The sequence below is a fragment of the Kribbella steppae genome (genome assembly GCF_004342025.1).
Lineage (GTDB): Bacteria > Actinomycetota > Actinomycetes > Propionibacteriales > Kribbellaceae > Kribbella > Kribbella steppae.
Window position 1 is genome coordinate 158116 of sequence record NZ_SLWN01000002.1, and the last position, 16857, is coordinate 174972.

A 16857-nucleotide genomic window follows, 5' to 3' on the forward strand; every position below is an offset into this window, starting at 1 on the left:
GTCCGGACGCAGGTCCTAAGGTCTGGCCAGTTCGTCGAGCACCCGCCCGGCCATCGCGTCGGTGCTCGGAAGTCCCTCGATCCAGATCCGGGCCAACTGGGGTACGTCGGTGTCCAGCCGCCACTCGGTGATCAGGGCTCGTACCGTCTCGACCTGCTCCGGCAGGTTCGGCTCGCGGCCGACGAGCGCCGCCGCGCGGTGTGAGCCGACGCGACCCAGTACGTCACCGCCGCAGAAGACGATCCGCAGGCACTCCGCCACGTCGACGAGCTTGAGTTCGCGGTCGAAGGGCGACGTCCCCGGGGGATTGAGCGGCTCGACAACCACCAGTGCATGGGTCTGCGGTACGGAAGTTCCACGGAATTCCGCCTCTCGATAGAGCTCGCCGAGGCGGGACCGCAGGTGCGACAGGCTGGACAGCCCGGTCAGCGGGTCCTCGCAGGACAGCGAGTGGAGGTAGACCAAAGAGGCCTCGGCCCAGCTGGAACTGAGTGCGCGTACCGCGTCGAAAGCCGGCTCGCCCCCGGCGATCGAGCGGTACAACGCACTCAGCCCATCAAGTGCCTCGAGCAACGAGACTCCGTCGGTCGCCAACTGCCGACCGACCTCGTCGCTCGCAGGCACGACATCGGCTCCGTCCCGCAGCGCCTCGGCAATCGCGAGATAGGCGCTGTGGTCGGTGCCAGCTGCGCCGTGCGAGTCCCTCCACTCGCACGGTTGCTCATCAGGGGACGACGCCTCCGGCCGGGTCCGGGCGGGCGACCCCGCCAGGTTCAGGGACTTGGCCGGACGCAGGTCGAACCGTCTGCGGATGTCCGCGAACAGCGACATGGCCCTCCTCGAATAGCCCCGTCAGTCTCCCGACCGGCCGGCCGGAAGCGTCGTTCCAGGAGTGAGACAGCCAGCGGCGACCTTCATGACGCGGATTCGCCAAACTTTTTCCGCGTAACTTCCGCGTAGGCGCCGTCGTCAGGAAAGGAGCACGGTTCCGCGTCAGGAAACGTGCGCGGATCCGTCCCACGTGGGAACCTTGTTCACGGCAACGATGTGACGGATCGTGACAGCGTTGTACGGACAGTCGTGATGCAGCCCACGGGGAGACAGATGGAGACGCCGGAAGGACCGAGCGACGCCGAACTCATCGCGCGTGTCCGCAACGGCGATCTCGAGGCGTACGGCGAACTGTTCGGCCGGCATCACCACGCCGCCGAGCGGATGGCCCGCCAGCTGGTCCCGGCCAACGACGCCGACGACCTGGCCAGTGACGCGTTCGCCAAGGTGCTCGACGCGCTGCGCTCCGGAGGCGGCCCGGACATCTCCTTCCGGGCCTACCTGCTGACGACGGTACGACGGGTGCACGTGGACCGGATCCGGTCCGGCCGCAAGGTCCAGGCGACCGACGACATCGCGGCGTACGAGCGGGAGCCGGAGACCTTCGACGACCCGACCGTCACCGGCTTCGAGAGCGGCGCGGCGGCCAAGGCGTTCGCGAGCCTGCCCGAGCGCTGGCAGGCCGTGCTCTGGCACACCGAGGTCGAGGGCGAGAAGCCCGCGGCCATCGCTCCGCTGCTCGGCCTGACCGCCAACGGCGTCTCCGCACTCGCCTACCGCGCCCGCGAGGGTCTGCGGCAGGCCTACCTCCAGCAGCACCTGGCCGACGTCGCCGGTGACCGCTGCCGCTGGACCACCGAGCGCCTCGGCGCGTATGTCCGCGGCGGCCTGACCAAGCGGGAGAACCGCAACGTCCGCGAGCATCTGGACGACTGCGCCAAGTGCACCGCGGTCTACCTCGAACTCGTCGAGGTCAACAGTGCGCTGCCGGCCCTGCTCGCTCCGGCCCTGCTGGGCACCGCGGGCCTCGGCTACCTGGCCGCCGCCTCCGGCGCGAAGGTCGGCCTGGTGGGCTTCGTCGCCACGGGCTGGAAGAAGGCGACGGAGAACAGCACGCGTACGGCGGTCAGCGCCGGGGCGGTCGTGGTCGTCGCGGTCGCCGCCGTCCTGGCCGCGATGGCGCTCACCGGCAACGACACTCCCCCGGCGGCGATCAACAACCCGCCGGCGCAGCAGCCGACCCAGCCGCCGGTCGAGCCGCCGACGGTCCCGCCGGTGAAACCGCCGACGGTCAAACCGCCGTCCGCGAAGCCCACCACGGCTCCGACCACCGCGCCGACGACCGAACCGACCGAGTTCGAGCCGACACCCACTCCGACGGCGCCGACGACCGCCACGGCCACGCCGCCGGTGCCGACGACACCGATCCTGGACGAGGGCCTGCTGACGATCAGCATGCCGCCTGGCGGCGGAGGTCCGTCCACCCGCGCCGGGGGAACGCAGGCCGAGGCCGTCAAGTTCGTCATCACGATCAAGACCCCGGCGCAGAACCAGAATCCCGTGGTCATCGGCATCAAGTACGGCGCCGCCCTCGGGTGGCCGCTGAGCGGCAACCCGCGCGGCTGGACCTGCACCCCGGCGACCGGCACCTGTACGGCGACCAACTCGGCCGCACCCCAGCCGCTCCCGGTCACCTTCGACTCGCCCACCGGCGGGACCGCGGCCGAGCGGACCTTCACCGTCTCGGCGAAGACCGGCCGGCTGTACGACGACGACTCCGAGACCCTGACCGCTCCGCCGCGGACCGACGAGAACCTGCTGAAGATCGTCACCGGCAAGGCCGATCCGGACGTCCACCACCGCATCCTGACCGTTGCTCCCGGCACGGGCCGGCCGAGCGTGACCCTGAAGATCACCTACGGCTCCTCGCTCGAGTGGCCGATCGCGGCGAGCCCGGCCGGCTGGAAGTGCACGGCCAAGACCCAGACCTGCACGGCGCTCACCCCGGCCAAACCGGCGCCACTGCCGGCGGACTTCGACGTACCGTCGGACGGCTCATCAGCGGCGCGGACGTTCACCGTGGCCGCGACGGCCGGGCTGGTGAGCGACACGGACTCCCAGACGTTGCCGGGCGTCCGGCAGGACGAGTCGCTGCTGCAGATCATCACACCGACACCGCAGACCGACCCGAACCCGTTCGTCTACAACCGGTTCCTGAAGGTGAACGGCGTCGCCAACCGCCGGGTGACTCTGGATATCTCGTGGGGACGCAACCTGTCGTTCCTGTCCGCGCTGGACAAGGACTGGACCTGCTCGCGCTCCACCGACGTCCGGCGCGCGACCTGCTGGACCGACAACTACAGCAAGCCGTTCAACTCCGAATGGAACGCCTGGCTGCCCGGCACCGGCACCGCCAACCAGATCACCGTGCACGCCCGGGTCGGCGGCCGGCAGGACACCGACTCCGCCCAGATCCCGCCGTCCACCGGCCGGCGGTGAAATCGGCTTGCCGGCTGCTCTATTCTGGTGGTGTTCGCGCTGATGGAACCGAGTAGCGCCGTACACCATGTTCGAGAGAGTCGCCGGTTGCTGTGAGGCGATACATGGAGCGGTGGCGAAGACACTCCTGAGCGAATGCACGGCAAGAGGCCGGGTCCGTCGGATCCGGTGAAGGTGTGGTGGCACCGCGAGAACCCCTTCGCCCACACCTCCGGGGTACGAGAAACGACCTGGAGGTGAAACAGCGATGCGCATTCTCAGCCATGAGATCCCCTCAGCAGTAGGCCAGACCGTCACGGTGGCCGGCTGGGTGCACCGAAGACGACGGCTCGCCACCGTCAGTTTCCTGATCCTGCGCGACCGGTCCGGCCTGAGCCAGATCGTGATCAAGGACCAGGAAACCCAGACACTGCTGGACGAACTCGGTGAGGAGACCGTCGTCCAGGTGACCGGTACGGTCGCCGCCAACCCGCAGGCACCCAGTGGTGCGGAGATCGTCGACCCGGTGATCGAGCCGCTGACCGAGCCGGCGCAGACGCCGCCGATCGAGCTGTGGCGACCCACGGTCGGGGCGGGCTTACCCGTCGTACTGGACAACGCGCCGGTTGCCCTGCGGCATCCTGCTGTGCGGGCGAACTGGGAGATCGCCGCGGCGGCGATGCACGGGTTCCGGGAGGCGATGGGGCACGAGGGCTTCACCGAGATCCAGACGCCGAAGATCGTCGGTACGGCGACCGAGTCCGGGGCCAACGTGTTCGCGCTGGACTACTTCGGCGGTCCGGCGTACCTGGCCCAGTCGCCGCAGTTCTACAAGCAGACGATGGTCGGAGTGTTCGAGCGGGTCTTCGAGGTCGGCCCGGTGTTCCGCGCCGAGCCGCACGACACGGTCCGGCACCTGGCCGAGTACGTGTCGCTGGACGCGGAGTTCGGGTTCATCCAGGACCATCGTGACGTTCTCGCCGTACTGCGGACGACCGTCGCGGGGATGCTGTCGGCGGTGGGTGAGCGGGCTGCTCCGGCGCTGGAGCGGCTGGGCGTCCAGCTGCCCGAGATCCCGGTCGAGGTGCCGCTGCTGCACTTCAGCGAGGCGCTGAAGATCGCCGGTGCGGACCCGGACGAGCCGGACCTGGCGCCGGCCGACGAGCGGGCGATCGGCGAGTGGGCGCTGCGCGAGCACGGCAGCGAGTTCGTCGCGGTCGAGGGCTACCCGATGGTGAAGCGGCCGTTCTACACGCATCCGCAGCCGTCGGACCCGCGCTGGTCCAACTCGTTCGACCTGCTGTTCCGGGGGCTCGAACTGGTGACGGGCGGCCAGCGGCTGCACCGCTACAGCGACTACGTGGCGGCGTTGGAGGCGCGGGGTGAGTCGGCGGAAGCGCCGGCGTACAGCTCGTACCTGCAGGCGTTCAAGCACGGGATGCCGCCGCACGGCGGATTCGCGATCGGGCTCGAGCGGTTCGTGGCGCGACTGACCGGCGCGGAGAACATCCGCGAGGTCACGCTGTTCCCGCGCGACCTGCACCGGCTGACGCCGTAGTGGACACCACCGAGTCGGTTGTCGCCGAGATAAACGTTGCCCTGAGCACCGATTATCACCTGGTGCGGCAACTGCCCGGTGGTCTGCAGTCGAGTGCGTACGAGCTCACCGACGGCGGGACCCGGGTCGTCCTCAAGTGGAGCGACGACCCGGGCTGGGCCCCGCGGGTCCGCCGGGCAGCCGAGCTCGTCCGCCGGGCCCGTACCGCCGGTTACCCGACCCCGCAGTGGCTGGCGGTCGGCACCACTGCGGCCGGATCGCCGTACCAACTGCAGGAGTTCGTTGCGGGCGCTGCTCTTCGCGATGCGTCGACGATCGGGCCGTCCCTTGCCGGCGAGCTGATCGCGATCTGCGAGACGCAGCGGGAGCTCGTCCCGGACCACGACTCGAACTGGTCGGTGTGGGCCGGCGGAGTCGTCTTCGACGGCTGGGACGGGGTGTGGGAGCGCGTCCGCGGGTACGGCGGTGAGACCGTCGAGCTGATCGAGCGGTACGCCGTGCTGTGCAAGCCGTACCGGGGTCATGTGCTCCCAGACGACGATCTCGTCCACGGAGATCTGAATGTCGGCAACGTGATTGTCGACAATGGACGGGTCGCCGGCATCGTCGACATCGAGGCAGCCGGCGGTGGATCGCGCGCCTACGACCTGGTCTCGCTGGCGACCTCGGCGGCACGCGACGGCGCACCCGCCGGTGTCGACGAGCTGTTCCTGCAGGCGGCACTGCGGGCCGGCGGACGGGCTGCGGTCGCGGTCTGCGCGGCGGCGGCGTACGCGAGTCTCGCGGAGTTCGTCCGCGAGCGCTCGAAGTACTCGCAGGACCGTGCCCTCCATGGCGCGCGTCGGCTACTGGAGCTACTCGACGCATGATGAGCGGATGGGTGAGCGCAGGGTGAGTGAGGTCGAGCGGCGGGTGCTCTCGGCGATTGACGACGAGCGGATTGTCGACGATCTGCAGGCGCTCGTGCGGATTCCGAGTGTGGACGGCACGGCCGCTGAGGCGGACGTCCAGGCGTGGTGTGCGCGGCGGCTGACCGACCTCGGGTTGAGCGTCGATCACTGGCGGATCGATCTGCCGTCGGTGACGGCAGACCCGGAGTTCCCGGGCATGGAGGTCGAGCGCGACCAGGCGTGGGGGTGCGTCGGCGTACTCGGTGGGGACGGGACGCCGGGGCTGATTCTCAACGGGCATGTGGATGTGGTGCCGCCGGGTGAGCTCGGGTTGTGGCCGGACGGGGATCCGTTCTCGGCGCGGGTCGAGGACGGGATCATGTGGGGACGCGGGACCTGCGACATGAAGGGCGGGGTCGCGGCGATCCTCGGTGCGGTCGCGGCCATCGTTGCCTCGGGCATCCGGTTGCGGAAGCCGCTGGCCGTGCACACCGTGATCGGCGAGGAGGACGGCGGCGCCGGCGCGTTCGCGACCTTGCAGCGCGGTCACACCGGCGAGGCGTGCCTGATCGCCGAACCGACCGCTGGCTGTGTCATCCCGGCCAACGCGGGCTCGCTCACCTTCCGGCTGGAGGTGGCCGGCCTTGCGACGCACGGCTCGACCCGGACCCGCGGGGTCAGCGCGATCGAGAAGTTCGTCGTGATCCAGGCCGCGTTGCAAGCGCTGGAGGCCGAGCGCAACCGCGATCCGCACCCGCTGCTCGCCCACCTCGACCTGGCGAACCCACTGTCCGTCGGCACGGTCCGCTCCGGCGACTGGGCCAGCACCGTGCCCGACGTACTCGTTGCCGAGGGCCGGTACGGCGTACGACTCGGCGAACCGGTCGTCGAGGCCCGCGAAGCCTTCGAGTCCGCGATCGCCGAGGTCTGTGCGAAGGACGACTGGCTCCGCGACCACCCGGCCAAGGTCACCTGGCCCGGCGGCGCCTTCGCCTCCGGTGTCCTCCCCACCGACGACCCACTCCTTGCCGACACCCTCCAAGCCGCTACTGACACCGGCAGTGCAACCCCGGAGGTCAAGGGCGCGCCCTACGGCTCGGACCTCCGCCAGTACGCCGCGGCCGGCATCCCCACCCTCCAGTACGGCCCCGGCGACGTACGCTACGCCCACGCCACCGACGAACACGTCCGCCTCGCAGAGGTCCTTCACGCCGCCCGCACGTACGCCCTCCTAACTCTCCGCCGCTGCGGCCGATAGCGCCTCCCGCCTGGCCGCGGCACCACTGACCATGCAACACATGAACCAAAGCCGTACTCGCCGGCCGGCCCGGTCCTCAGCGGCCGGCCGCCGCGATCTCGGGTCTTGACCCGGACCTTGGCCCGTGGCTACGTAGTCGTGGGCGGGTCCGATCCGGGTGATGGCGTGCGGTAACAGCGCCCGGTGGGACTCTTCCAGGTCGTGGTTCCGTCGAGGTTGGGGGTGATGATCCAGCCGCCTTGGTGCTTGAGGCGGTGGTGGTGCCGGCACAGGCAATGCAGATTGTCGGTGGTGGTGCGGCCGCCTTCAGCGAACGCGGTGCGGTGGTCAAGGTCGGCGAACTCCGCCGGACGGTTGCACCCGGGAAACTGGCAGGTGCGATCGCGCAGCCGGACATAGCGGTCGACGGCCGCGGTGGGTGTATACGTGTCAGGGTTGCCGTCGGGAGGCTCGTCGGTGATGCGCACGTCGATGCGTGCCCGGATGCGATCGTTTGCTGCAACCACGCGTCGGACTGTGGATGCGGTGTGAGGGTCTGTGGGTCGGTCGGTGCGGTGCCTGCTGGTTGGCGCGGGCCCGGGCAGCAGGGTTCGGCTCAGTGTCCGGATGAGGTGTTTGCGCAAGGAGTTCTGCGGAATCGTCCCGTGGTGGCCAGCCTCGCCACCGGTGCCTTCCTCGCCGTTGATCAAGGCGCGGAGCTCGGCGCCGGTGGCGTGAATGATGACGGTGGTGTCGGCACCGACGTCCGGGTCGTCGGCGGCGTCAGCATCTTGTGCGTCGAAGTTGCCGGGAGGGCTGGGAGCCAGGTGGCTGTCGATCAGGTCGCTCGCCGCTGCGTCAGATTCGCCGGTACGAGCCTCGTGGTTGCCGGCGAGATCCGTGCCGGCCGTGCGGTCCTCAGGCGAGTTGTCGGCCACTGCGGCATAGGCCCGGTCGTCGGTCTTGCTGACGCTGGTCTGTTTCGTACGAGGCAGGAGGCGGGCCAGGGCGATGTCGGCGCGTAGCTGGTCGAGGGTGCGGGAGTCGCCGTGGCGACGGCGATAGGCCGCGGCGCGGTCGAGGCTGGTCATCACCGCGGCGGCGTCGATCGCGTCCTGGGTATGGACGAGCTCCGCGGTGCCGTCACTGGTCGGGAAGATCCGCACCGACCGTTCCTCCATCGCCCGGGCGTGTGCCCTGCTGCGGGCGGCCGGGTCGCGGCGGGCAGCCTCCCGCTGCGCCTGCTGCTTGATCCGTTGCAGCGGATGCTTGCGGGCCCACTCCAGCAGCGCGGACTCAGCGGCCCGGATATCGTCCAGATCCTCCAGCACCGACAACTCCCGCACGATCGTGAACGCGGCCCGCTCGGTCAGCTCGCCCTCGGACAAGGCCTGCAGGGTGGCCGGGAAGTTGTGCACCAGCTGGCACGATGTATGGATCCGCACCGTGGCGCCCCCCTTGCTCAGCTGCAGCACCAACGCGACCTCATCGGCCACCGACCGCAGATCGCCGGCCACCCAGCGCCGCTCTCCGGGAGCCGCGGCCCGGTCACCGGACTCGGGGTAGCGATGCCCGAGATCCGCCGACACACCGTTCAGCGCTGCGTCATGCCCGGCGATCGCCTCGGCCTTCAACGCGGCCAGCCGCGCCTCCAACCGCCCGACTGCCTCCAACCGATCCAGCCACCCAGAATCGGTCAACTCCGAGGTGTCCTGAAAGACCACCGCCTCATACAGCGCCGTGCCACGGTCCGGGTCGTCCGGGTCGTCATACCGCGCCAGCAGCCCATGCCGCGCCGCCAACCGCGCATCCCGCCGTACACGCTCCCTCAGCCGAGCAAGACTCGCCGCACTCTCCTCCGGCGACATCACCCGCGCCGGCTCCGGCACCACCGACAACACACGCCCAGCAGCCCTCGACGGACGTGCGCCCTCGACGGCAGGCTCAGAGACCGACTCAGAGACCGGGCAATCACTCATGAATCGAACATAGCTTCGAATACAGCGGCATTCAAATCGCTTCCTGCTCGGACGTCACCACCCCACCGCCAGCAGCCGCTCCAGGGTCCGGCGGCCCGCGGGACCCCAGGTCGGTTTCCCACCGGGAAGGCCCTTGTCGCCGGCATCGCCGACCGAGATCAGGGCGAGTGCCTTGCCGGCCGCGCAGCCACGAGCGCGGGTGATCGTGGACTCGTCCGCGATCGCGTAGACCTCGAAGAAGCGGTCCGCCGCGCCGTCGGGAAGCAGGATCCAGGCGGCGGCCAGGTCACAGGCCGGGTCGCCGGTACTCAGGTCGCCGAAGTCGATCACCCCGGTCAGGACACCGTCCTCGACCACGACGTTCGCGGGATGAAGATCGCCGTGCAGCCACATCGGCGGCCCGGCCCACTCCGGTGCCGCAACGGCCTCTGCCCAGATCTTGCGTACGGTGTCATCCACCTCGAGATCCGCGAGGATCTCCTCGAAGCCGAGCTCCAGAGTCCGGAGCGGAACGCCACGGCCGGGGCTCACCGGACCGTCGGCAGGCGCTTGCTGGTGCAGCGCCCGGAGGAAGGCGGCCAGGGTGTCCGCCGCTCCGTGGTCGCTGATCGGCGTACGGTCGGCTGGTTGGCCAGGCACCCAGGTAGTGATGAGCCAGGTGTGCGGGAACTGCTCGGTCGGCTCGCCGATCCGCTGCGGGACGGGGACCGGAAGCGGAAGCCGCGGCGCGAGCTCCGGCAGCCAGCGGTACTCCTTCCGCAGCAACTCCGGGCCGCGGGGTGTCCGCGGCAACCGCACGGCCAGGTCGTCCCCGAGCCGCCATTGCTGGTTGTCCCAACCGCCGACCACCTGTAATAGGGGCAGGTCCGCCAGATCCGGATGATGATCCCGTATGAGTCCGCGCACGAAGTCCTCGTCCATGACGCGTCAGACGCGTCACATCGCGGCTTGGTTCGGAATAGGTCCGGAACGGATGAGGTTGCCTCGAGCATGCGTATCGATGTGTGGTCCGACGTGGTCTGTCCGTGGTGCTACATCGGCAAGCGCCGCCTCGAGCAGGCGCTGGCGGAGAACGGCGACCAGGCCGAGATCGTCTGGCACAGCTTCCAGCTGGATCCGTCGTCCACGAACGACGACCCCAGGGACCTTCCGACCCGGCTCGGTGAGAAGTACGGGCGCGGCCGCGAGTGGGGTCTGCAGGCCAACGCGCATGTGACCGAGATCGCGGCCGAGCTCGGGCTGGACTACCACCTCGACCAGGCCAAGTCCGCCAACACCGTCGATGCCCACCGTCTGCTCCACCTGGCCCGTGAGCTGGTCGAGGCCGGCCAGGTCCCCGCCGACACTCAGGACCGGCTGAAGGAGCGCCTGCTCAAGGCCTACTTCACCGACGGCCTCCCGGTCGGCGACCACGCAACCCTCGCCGCCCTGGCCGCGGAGACCGGCCTCCCGGCCGACCGTGTCACCGAGGTCCTCGCGAGTACGACGTACACCGAGGAAGTGGCCGCGGACCAGGCCCAGGCGCTGGCGTACGGCGCGAACGGGGTGCCGTTCTTCGTGATCGACGAGAAGTACGGCGTCAGCGGCGCACAGCCGGTGGAGGTGTTCCGCGAGGCGCTCCGCCGGGCGAACGCGGACCGCAAGCCGGTCACCCTGATCAACAGCCCCGACGCGACCGACGACGCGGCCTGCGGCCCGGACGGCTGCCCGATCTGAGTCTGAACGGCTCAGCGGTGGGTACCGGGAGTCATTCGAGACGTGGTGTATGAAGGAGGCATGACTGTCGTGCGCGCATTGGCCAGGCCGTTGCTGTCCATGATCTTCGTCGTGCAGGGTGTGAACTCGATTCGCAACCCGGAGCCACTGGTGCCGAAGGCCCAGCCGGTGACGGATCGCTTGGTGCCGATGGTGAAGAGGGTCGCGCCGTCGCAGGTCAGCGAGCGCATCCCGGAGACCACGGTGAACCTGGTCCGGCTGAACGGCGCCGTCCAGGTGCTCGGCGGCCTCGCGCTGGCGAGCGGTAAGGGGCGGCGGCTGGGCGCCGCGACGCTGGCCGCCACGCTGGTCCCGGTGACCGTGGCCGGGCACCCGTTCTGGCAGGTGAAGGACAAGGAGGCCCGGGCCGTCCAGCGCATCCAGTTCATGAAGAACCTCGGCCTGCTCGGCGGACTGCTGCTCGCAGCGGTCGACACCGAGGGCCAGCCGGGTATCGCCTGGCGGGCCACGCACGGCGCCCGGGCGGCGAAGCGCGAGACCAAGCGCGGCGCCAAGGCGGCCAAGCGGGAAGCCAAGCAGCTCGCCCACGAGGCCAAGCAGACGGCCCGACTCGCGAAGGCTGAGTTCCACCTGAGCTGATCTGCCGAAGCCCGCCCTCGGCAGAACACCCCCTCACTCACGCTCCCGGAAGGCCGCCGGGTGCAGTAACGCTAGGCTCAGTCCTGAGAATCGAGCCGAAGGAGTGGGATGAGCGAGCAGCAGGGCTGGGCGGCACCGCGGGCACAAGGACCGGTCACTGGCCGGGTCACGGTCCCCGGATCGAAGTCGATCAGTAACCGCGCGCTCATCCTGGCCGCGATCGCTGACGGCCCGTCCCACCTGACCGGCCTGCTCGCGGCCCGCGACACCTCGCTGATGCGGTCCGCCCTGGTCTCGCTCGGCGTCGGCATCGCCGAGAACGGCGCCCAGGTCACCGTGACCCCCGGCTCGCTCAAGGGCCCGGCGAGCGTCGACTGCGGTCTGGCCGGCACCGTTATGCGGTTCGTCCCGCCGGTGGCCGCGCTGGCCGACGGCGTGATCGAGTTCGACGGCGACCCGTACGCCCGCGAGCGGCCGATGAACGTCATCCTCGGCGCCCTGCGCACCCTCGGCGTGCAGATCGACGACCACGGCACCGGCCGGATGCCCTACGCCGTCTCCGGCGCGGGCTCGGTCCGCGGCGGCAAGGTCACCTTGGACGCGTCCGGCTCCAGCCAGTTCGTCTCCGCCCTGCTGCTCGCCGGAGCCCGGTACGACGAGGGCGTCGACATCCGCCACGACGGGAAGCCGGTGCCGTCGCAACCGCATCTGGACATGTCGGTCGCGATGCTGCGCGAGCGCGGCGTCCAGGTGGACGACAGCGAGCCGAACCGGTGGGTCGTTGCCCCCAGCCCCATTCGGGCGCTGGACACCGCGATCGAGCCGGATCTGTCCAACGCCGCGCCGTTCCTGGCCGCGGCCGTCCTCACCGGCGGCGAGGTCACCGTGACCGGCTGGCCGGCGCAGACCACCCAGCCGGGCGATCACCTGCGCGATATCTTCAGTCATTTCGGCGCCGAGGTGACCCGCACCGACGACGGTCTGACCGTGCGTGGCACCGGCAGGGTGCAGGGTGTCGATCTCGATCTGGGCGAGGTCGGTGAGCTCTCGCCGGTCATCGCGGCGGTGGCTGCGTTCGCGGACGGGCCGTCGTACCTGCGGGGGATCGCTCATCTGCGCAACCACGAGACGGACCGGCTGGCGGCGCTCGAGCAGGAGTTCAACGCGCTCGGCGGGGACGTGACGCAGACGGCCGACGGGCTGGAGATTCGGCCGAAGCCCTTGCACGGTGGGCTTTTCGGCACGTACCACGACCACCGGATGGCGCACGCGGCCGCCGTACTCGGGCTACTCGTCGACGGCCTGCAGATCGAGAACATCGGGACCACGGCGAAGACGCTGCCCGAGTTCCCCGAGCTCTGGTCGGGGCTAAGCCGTGTGTGACGGTCCAGCGCCTACTGCGCGGCACTCGGCACGGCGCTGGACCGTCACACACGGCTTGGCCGGCTGATGTCGCGGTACGACGAGGAGGCCCGGTACGACCGGCCGAAGCGCCGGACCCGGCCGCGGACGAAAGACCGCCCCTCGTACGACGACGCCGCCACCGGCTTCGTCATCACCCGCGACCGCGGCCGCTACACCTGCTGGGTCGAGCCCGGCGATCGGGTCGTCACCGCGATGAAGGCCCGGCAGCTCGGCCGCAAGGGCGTGATCGTCGGCGACCTGGTCAAACTCGACGGCGACGCGAGCGGCAGCGAAGGCAGCCTGGCCCGGATCGTTGAGGTCCTCCCCCGGACGACGCTGCTACGCCGCTCGGCCGATGACGACGACCCGGTCGAACGCCCGCTGGTGGCGAACGCGGACCAACTCGTCATCGTCGTCGCCGTCGCCAACCCCGAACCCCGGACCGGCCTGATCGACCGCTTCCTCGTCGCCGCGTACGACGCCGGGATGCGCCCACTGCTCTGCCTGACCAAGACCGACCTCGCCGACCCGGATCCGTTGCTGTCGATCTACCGCCCACTCGGTGTGGAGTCGGTGGCAACCCAGCAAGGCGGCGACCTCAGCGCACTCCACGAGCAACTCGACAACCGCACCAGCGTCCTCGTTGGCCACTCCGGCGTCGGCAAGTCGACCCTGGTCAACGGGCTCATCCCGGGCGCCGACCGAGCGATCGGCGTGGTCAACGAGGTGACCGGCCGTGGACGTCACACCTCGGTCACTGCCCTGGTACTGCGCTTGCCCGATGGCGGCTGGATCATCGACACCCCGGGCATCCGCTCGTTCGGCCTGGCGCACATCGATCCGGACAAGCTGATCCTTGCCTTCCCCGACCTGGCCGAGGTCGCCGAGGACTGCCCCCGCGGCTGCACCCACACCGAGACCGCACCCGATTGCGCGCTCGACGAGGCCGAGGGCGTCGACCGGGAACGCGTCGCGTCCTTCCGGCGCCTGCTCGCCAGCCGCGAAGGTCGCGAGAGTCCCCCCGCCCAGCAAGAATCTACGCAGCAAGAAGCTACTTAGGCGGCAGTTGCCCGTCCCACACGGCCTTGGCGCCGGCGTCGCCGGTGCGGATCGTCTGCCAGATGACCAGGACGCCGATCACCACGACGGCGGCGCTGGTGATCAGCTCCAGCGGCTTGCTCTTCGTTGCCTTCGCACCCTTTCCGCTGGCCAGCGCGGACGTGCCGCCGAGCAGCAGGAACGCGGCCAGCGCGACCACGGCGAAGATCAGGCAGTACCAGAACAGCAGGTCGCCCCGCTGCTGGTGCAGCCGCACCGCCTGCTCCAGGGTCGGAACCGCGGCGACGAACGCCTCCCCGCTCTCCTTCGCGACGTACGCGAGTACCAGCGCACCGACCCCGAGCAGCAGGGCCGGCCAGCGGAGCAGCCAGCGCCAGCGCGGCAGTACGGCGAAGGCGATCGCGGTGAGGGCGGCCACCGGCAGTACGACCACCGCGGCGTGGATCACCAGCACGTGCAGTGGCAGGTCACCGAAGCGCTCGAACATTGACGCCTCCAGGGCAGTCGTCGACGTGATCAGACACAGTGTCCCGTGCGTGACGTGGCTTGACGCTACCGACGCACGGGACACTTACTGCACGTTCAATGACCGCGTTCGGTTCAATCCGCGCCGCAACCGTTCCGCAACCTTTGCGGACACCTGGCCCGCTGAGCGGGGGTTCAGGCTAGCCTTCCGGCATGCCTTCGCACACGGATGACCTGCGGCTCGCCCACATCCTGGCCGACGACGCGGACTCGACCACGATGGACCGCTACAAGGCGCTCGACCTGCACGTGGCCACCAAGCCGGACCTCACCCCGGTGAGCGAGTCGGACAAGAAGGTCGAGGACGTGATGCGCAAGACGCTCTCCCGGGCCCGCCCGCGGGACGCGTTCGTGGGCGAGGAGGACGGCACCTCCGGCTGGGGTGTGCGCCGCTGGGTGGTCGACCCGATCGACGGCACCAAGAACTACATCCGTGGCGTCCCGGTCTGGGCGACGCTGATCAGCCTGATGATCGAGGACCAGGTCGTCGTCGGCGTGGTGTCCGCTCCGGCACTCGGGAAGCGCTGGTGGGCGTCGTACGGCGACGGCGCCTGGACCGGTCGCGCACTGCACTCCTCCCAGCCGTGCCGGGTCAGCGACGTGAGCAAGATCGAGGACGCGTCACTGTCCTACGCCTCACTCAAGGGCTGGGAGAAGCTCGGCAAGAAGAACCAGTGGGCCGACCTGATGGACTCCTGCTGGCGGACCCGCGCGTACGGCGACTTCTGGTCGTACATGCTGGTCGCGGAGGGCGCTGTCGACATCGCCGCCGAGCCCGAGCTCAACCTGTACGACATGGCCGCGCTGGCCATCATCGTCGAGGAGGCCGGCGGCAAGTTCACCTCGGTCGACGGCGTCTCCGGCCCGAACGGCCCGAACGCGGTCGCCACCAACGGCCGCCTGCACGACGAGGTCCTCAAGCGTCTCGCCTGATCCGCCGCATCAGGAACTCAGCCTCGACAACGTTGCTCGTGAACGCCAACGCCTCCTCGTACGCCGCACGCGACTCGGCGTCCCGGCCAGTACGACGAAGTAGCTCGGCCCGCGTGGACGCGAGGTACGGATACGTGGACAACGCCGGGTTGTCGGCCAACAACTGCAACGCGACCAGCCCCGCCTCCGGGCCGTCGACATAACTCAACGCCACCACGCGATTGAGCGCGACCACGGGCGACGGCCAGCGAGCCAGCAGCAAGTCGTACAACCCGAGGATCTCCGCCCAGTCGGTGTCCTCCCACCGCTCAGCCTCAGCGTGTACGGCGGCAATCGCGGCCATCAACCCGAATCGCCCGGCGGGCCGCGCCAGCGCCTCGTGCACCAGCTCCAGCCCCTCGGCGATCAGCGATCGATCCCACACCGCCCGGTCCTGGTCCTCCATCAACACCAACTGCCCGGCACCGTCGACCCGCGCTGCCTGCCGCGCCTGCGTCAGCAAAATCAGCGCAAGCAGCGCCGCCGCCTCACCGCTGTCAGGCAGTAGCAGTCGCACCATCCGGGCGAGATCAAGCCCACGCCGCGCGAGGTCCGGCCGCGTCAGCCCATCACCGTCCGCCGCCGTGTGCCCCGCGGTGTAGACCAGGTGTACGACGTCGAGCACCACGTCGATGCGCTCCGGCAGATCGGTCAGCCGCGGAATCCGGTAGGCGATGCCCGTCTGGGAGATCTTGTGCTTCGCCCGGGTGATCCGCGCCTGCATCGCGGTTTCCTTCACCAGGAACGCCTTCGCGATCTCGCCAGACGACAACCCGCAGACGAGCCGCAGGGTCAGGGCGATCTGAGCTTCCTGAGCCAGCGCCGGATGGCAGCAGGTGAACACGAGCCGCAGCCGGTCGTCCGGGAATACACCGGCCGCGACCTCGGCGTCGTCCACCGGATCCGGCATCAGGAGCGGGAGCTTGCGCTCCGACACCGCGGCCCGCCGCCGGTGCTCGAGAGCCCGGCGGGTGGCCACGGTCGTCAGCCACGCACCCGGTCGGCGCGGGATGCCCTGCTCCTGCCAGTGCACGAGTGCCTTGGCGTAGGCATCCTGAACACAGTCCTCGGCCAGATCCAGGTCAGCCGCGACCCGGGCCGTGGCCGCCAGGACGAAGGCCCATTCGCTCTCATGAGCCTCCTGGACCGCCCTGGCGACCGCGCCGGTACTGATGGTGTTCACATGCCGAGGCTGTTCATCACATGCCGATGATGGGCCGCACTTCGACCCCGCCCATCGGGGACGGCACCTGCTTGGCGATCGTCAGCGCCTCGTCCAGGTCCGCCGCCTCGATGACGTAGTACCCGCCGATCACTTCCTTGGTCTCGGCGAAGGTCCCGTCGGTGACCAGGAACCCACCGTTGCCGTCGGAGCGGATCGAGGTCGCGGTGTTGCTCTCCGCCAGCTGCGCACCGCCCCGCAGTGCCGACCCGTTGGCCTCCGCGAACGCCTGGTGGCGCTTGTGGTTGAGCTCGGCCGCCGAGGGGTCCGCCGCGGCCCAGGCCGACTCGTCGTCGTAGATCATCACCAGGTACTTGCCCACTGGTATCACCTCTCCTTGGAAGGTC

At 69.8% G+C, this 16857-nt stretch carries 15 protein-coding genes; 9 read left to right on the plus strand and 6 right to left on the minus strand.

Features of this window, described 5'->3' with window-relative positions:
* Positions 1 to 15: 15 nt before the first annotated feature.
* The gene (locus EV652_RS05585; protein WP_132207911.1) at positions 16 to 831 is read right to left on the minus strand and encodes a hypothetical protein; all 816 of its coding nucleotides are present in this window, start codon (positions 829 to 831) and stop codon (positions 16 to 18) included.
* A 273-nt stretch (positions 832 to 1104) separates the two neighbouring features.
* Between EV652_RS05585 and EV652_RS05590 the strand changes: the two genes are divergently transcribed.
* The 4 genes from EV652_RS05590 (at position 1105) to EV652_RS05605 (ending at position 7015) form a co-directional block, all read left to right on the plus strand.
* Entirely contained in the window at positions 1105 to 3330 is a 2226-nt protein-coding gene (locus EV652_RS05590) for a sigma-70 family RNA polymerase sigma factor (protein WP_158441094.1), read from the plus strand.
* A 247-nt stretch (positions 3331 to 3577) separates the two neighbouring features.
* A complete protein-coding gene (gene aspS / locus EV652_RS05595) occupies positions 3578 to 4867 on the plus strand; it encodes an aspartate--tRNA(Asn) ligase (protein WP_132207913.1) in 1290 nt (429 codons plus the stop codon).
* 62 nt (positions 4868 to 4929) lie between these two features.
* The gene (locus EV652_RS05600; protein ID WP_132207914.1) at positions 4930 to 5736 is read left to right on the plus strand and encodes a phosphotransferase family protein; all 807 of its coding nucleotides are present in this window, start codon (positions 4930 to 4932) and stop codon (positions 5734 to 5736) included.
* Positions 5699 to 7015 (plus strand): ArgE/DapE family deacylase, encoded by a 1317-nt coding sequence (locus EV652_RS05605; RefSeq protein ID WP_242001585.1) that lies wholly within the window; start codon positions 5699 to 5701, stop codon positions 7013 to 7015. Before EV652_RS05600 ends, EV652_RS05605 begins: the two co-directional genes overlap by 38 nt.
* A 128-nt stretch (positions 7016 to 7143) precedes the next feature.
* Here EV652_RS05605 and EV652_RS05610 read toward each other — a convergent pair whose 3' ends face one another.
* Positions 7144 to 8973: an HNH endonuclease signature motif containing protein gene (locus EV652_RS05610; RefSeq protein ID WP_132207915.1), complete on the minus strand. Its 1830-nt coding sequence runs from the start codon at positions 8971 to 8973 to the stop codon at positions 7144 to 7146.
* 54 nt (positions 8974 to 9027) lie between these two features.
* Positions 9028 to 9879, minus strand: a complete 852-nt coding sequence (locus tag EV652_RS05615; RefSeq protein WP_242001586.1) for an aminoglycoside phosphotransferase family protein — start codon at positions 9877 to 9879, stop codon at positions 9028 to 9030.
* An 84-nt stretch (positions 9880 to 9963) separates the two neighbouring features.
* Between EV652_RS05615 and EV652_RS05620 the strand changes: the two genes are divergently transcribed.
* The 4 genes from EV652_RS05620 (at position 9964) to rsgA (ending at position 13791) form a co-directional block, all read left to right on the plus strand.
* A complete protein-coding gene (locus EV652_RS05620; RefSeq protein WP_132207917.1) occupies positions 9964 to 10689 on the plus strand; it encodes a DsbA family oxidoreductase in 726 nt (241 codons plus the stop codon).
* A 60-nt stretch (positions 10690 to 10749) separates the two neighbouring features.
* Entirely contained in the window at positions 10750 to 11328 is a 579-nt protein-coding gene (locus EV652_RS05625) for a DoxX family protein (protein WP_132207918.1), read from the plus strand.
* A 108-nt stretch (positions 11329 to 11436) separates the two neighbouring features.
* Positions 11437 to 12711, plus strand: a complete 1275-nt coding sequence (gene aroA / locus EV652_RS05630) for a 3-phosphoshikimate 1-carboxyvinyltransferase (RefSeq protein WP_132207919.1) — start codon at positions 11437 to 11439, stop codon at positions 12709 to 12711.
* Positions 12712 to 12777: 66 nt separating this feature from the next.
* The gene (rsgA, locus tag EV652_RS05635; protein ID WP_132207920.1) at positions 12778 to 13791 is read left to right on the plus strand and encodes a ribosome small subunit-dependent GTPase A; all 1014 of its coding nucleotides are present in this window, start codon (positions 12778 to 12780) and stop codon (positions 13789 to 13791) included.
* On the opposite strand, the gene EV652_RS05640 is transcribed toward rsgA, so the two are convergent.
* A complete protein-coding gene (locus EV652_RS05640; RefSeq protein ID WP_132207921.1) occupies positions 13784 to 14278 on the minus strand; it encodes a DUF2231 domain-containing protein in 495 nt (164 codons plus the stop codon). The two genes, rsgA and EV652_RS05640, sit on opposite strands and share 8 nt — an antisense overlap.
* A 191-nt stretch (positions 14279 to 14469) precedes the next feature.
* Here EV652_RS05640 and hisN point away from each other — a divergent pair, with 191 nt between their 5' ends.
* Positions 14470 to 15249 carry a histidinol-phosphatase gene (gene hisN, locus EV652_RS05645; RefSeq protein WP_132207922.1) on the plus strand — a complete coding sequence of 260 codons (780 nt, stop codon included), beginning with the start codon at positions 14470 to 14472 and terminating at the stop codon, positions 15247 to 15249.
* Here the strand turns inward: hisN and EV652_RS05650 are convergent.
* Together EV652_RS05650 and EV652_RS05655 are read right to left on the minus strand one after the other, a co-directional pair.
* Positions 15233 to 16471: an RNA polymerase sigma factor gene (locus EV652_RS05650; RefSeq protein WP_242001587.1), complete on the minus strand. Its 1239-nt coding sequence runs from the start codon at positions 16469 to 16471 to the stop codon at positions 15233 to 15235. The two genes, hisN and EV652_RS05650, sit on opposite strands and share 17 nt — an antisense overlap.
* A gap of 16 nt (positions 16472 to 16487) precedes the next feature.
* Positions 16488 to 16832, minus strand: a complete 345-nt coding sequence (locus EV652_RS05655) for a YciI family protein (RefSeq protein WP_242001588.1) — start codon at positions 16830 to 16832, stop codon at positions 16488 to 16490.
* Positions 16833 to 16857: the final 25 nt, after the last annotated feature.

Excerpts from the sequence above, each read along its gene's own strand:
- EV652_RS05585 (WP_132207911.1), bottom strand. The coding sequence starts at position 831 with ATGTCGCTGTTCGCGGACATCCGCAGACGGTTCGACCTGCGTCCGGCC.
- EV652_RS05590 (WP_158441094.1), top strand. The coding sequence starts at position 1,105 with ATGGAGACGCCGGAAGGACCGAGCGACGCCGAACTCATCGCGCGTGTC.
- aspS (WP_132207913.1), top strand. The coding sequence starts at position 3,578 with ATGCGCATTCTCAGCCATGAGATCCCCTCAGCAGTAGGCCAGACCGTC.
- EV652_RS05605 (WP_242001585.1), top strand. The coding sequence starts at position 5,699 with ATGGCGCGCGTCGGCTACTGGAGCTACTCGACGCATGATGAGCGGATG.
- EV652_RS05610 (WP_132207915.1), bottom strand. The coding sequence starts at position 8,973 with ATGAGTGATTGCCCGGTCTCTGAGTCGGTCTCTGAGCCTGCCGTCGAG.
- EV652_RS05620 (WP_132207917.1), top strand. The coding sequence starts at position 9,964 with ATGCGTATCGATGTGTGGTCCGACGTGGTCTGTCCGTGGTGCTACATC.
- EV652_RS05625 (WP_132207918.1), top strand. The coding sequence starts at position 10,750 with ATGACTGTCGTGCGCGCATTGGCCAGGCCGTTGCTGTCCATGATCTTC.
- aroA (WP_132207919.1), top strand. The coding sequence starts at position 11,437 with ATGAGCGAGCAGCAGGGCTGGGCGGCACCGCGGGCACAAGGACCGGTC.
- rsgA (WP_132207920.1), top strand. The coding sequence starts at position 12,778 with ATGTCGCGGTACGACGAGGAGGCCCGGTACGACCGGCCGAAGCGCCGG.
- EV652_RS05640 (WP_132207921.1), bottom strand. The coding sequence starts at position 14,278 with ATGTTCGAGCGCTTCGGTGACCTGCCACTGCACGTGCTGGTGATCCAC.
- hisN (WP_132207922.1), top strand. The coding sequence starts at position 14,470 with ATGCCTTCGCACACGGATGACCTGCGGCTCGCCCACATCCTGGCCGAC.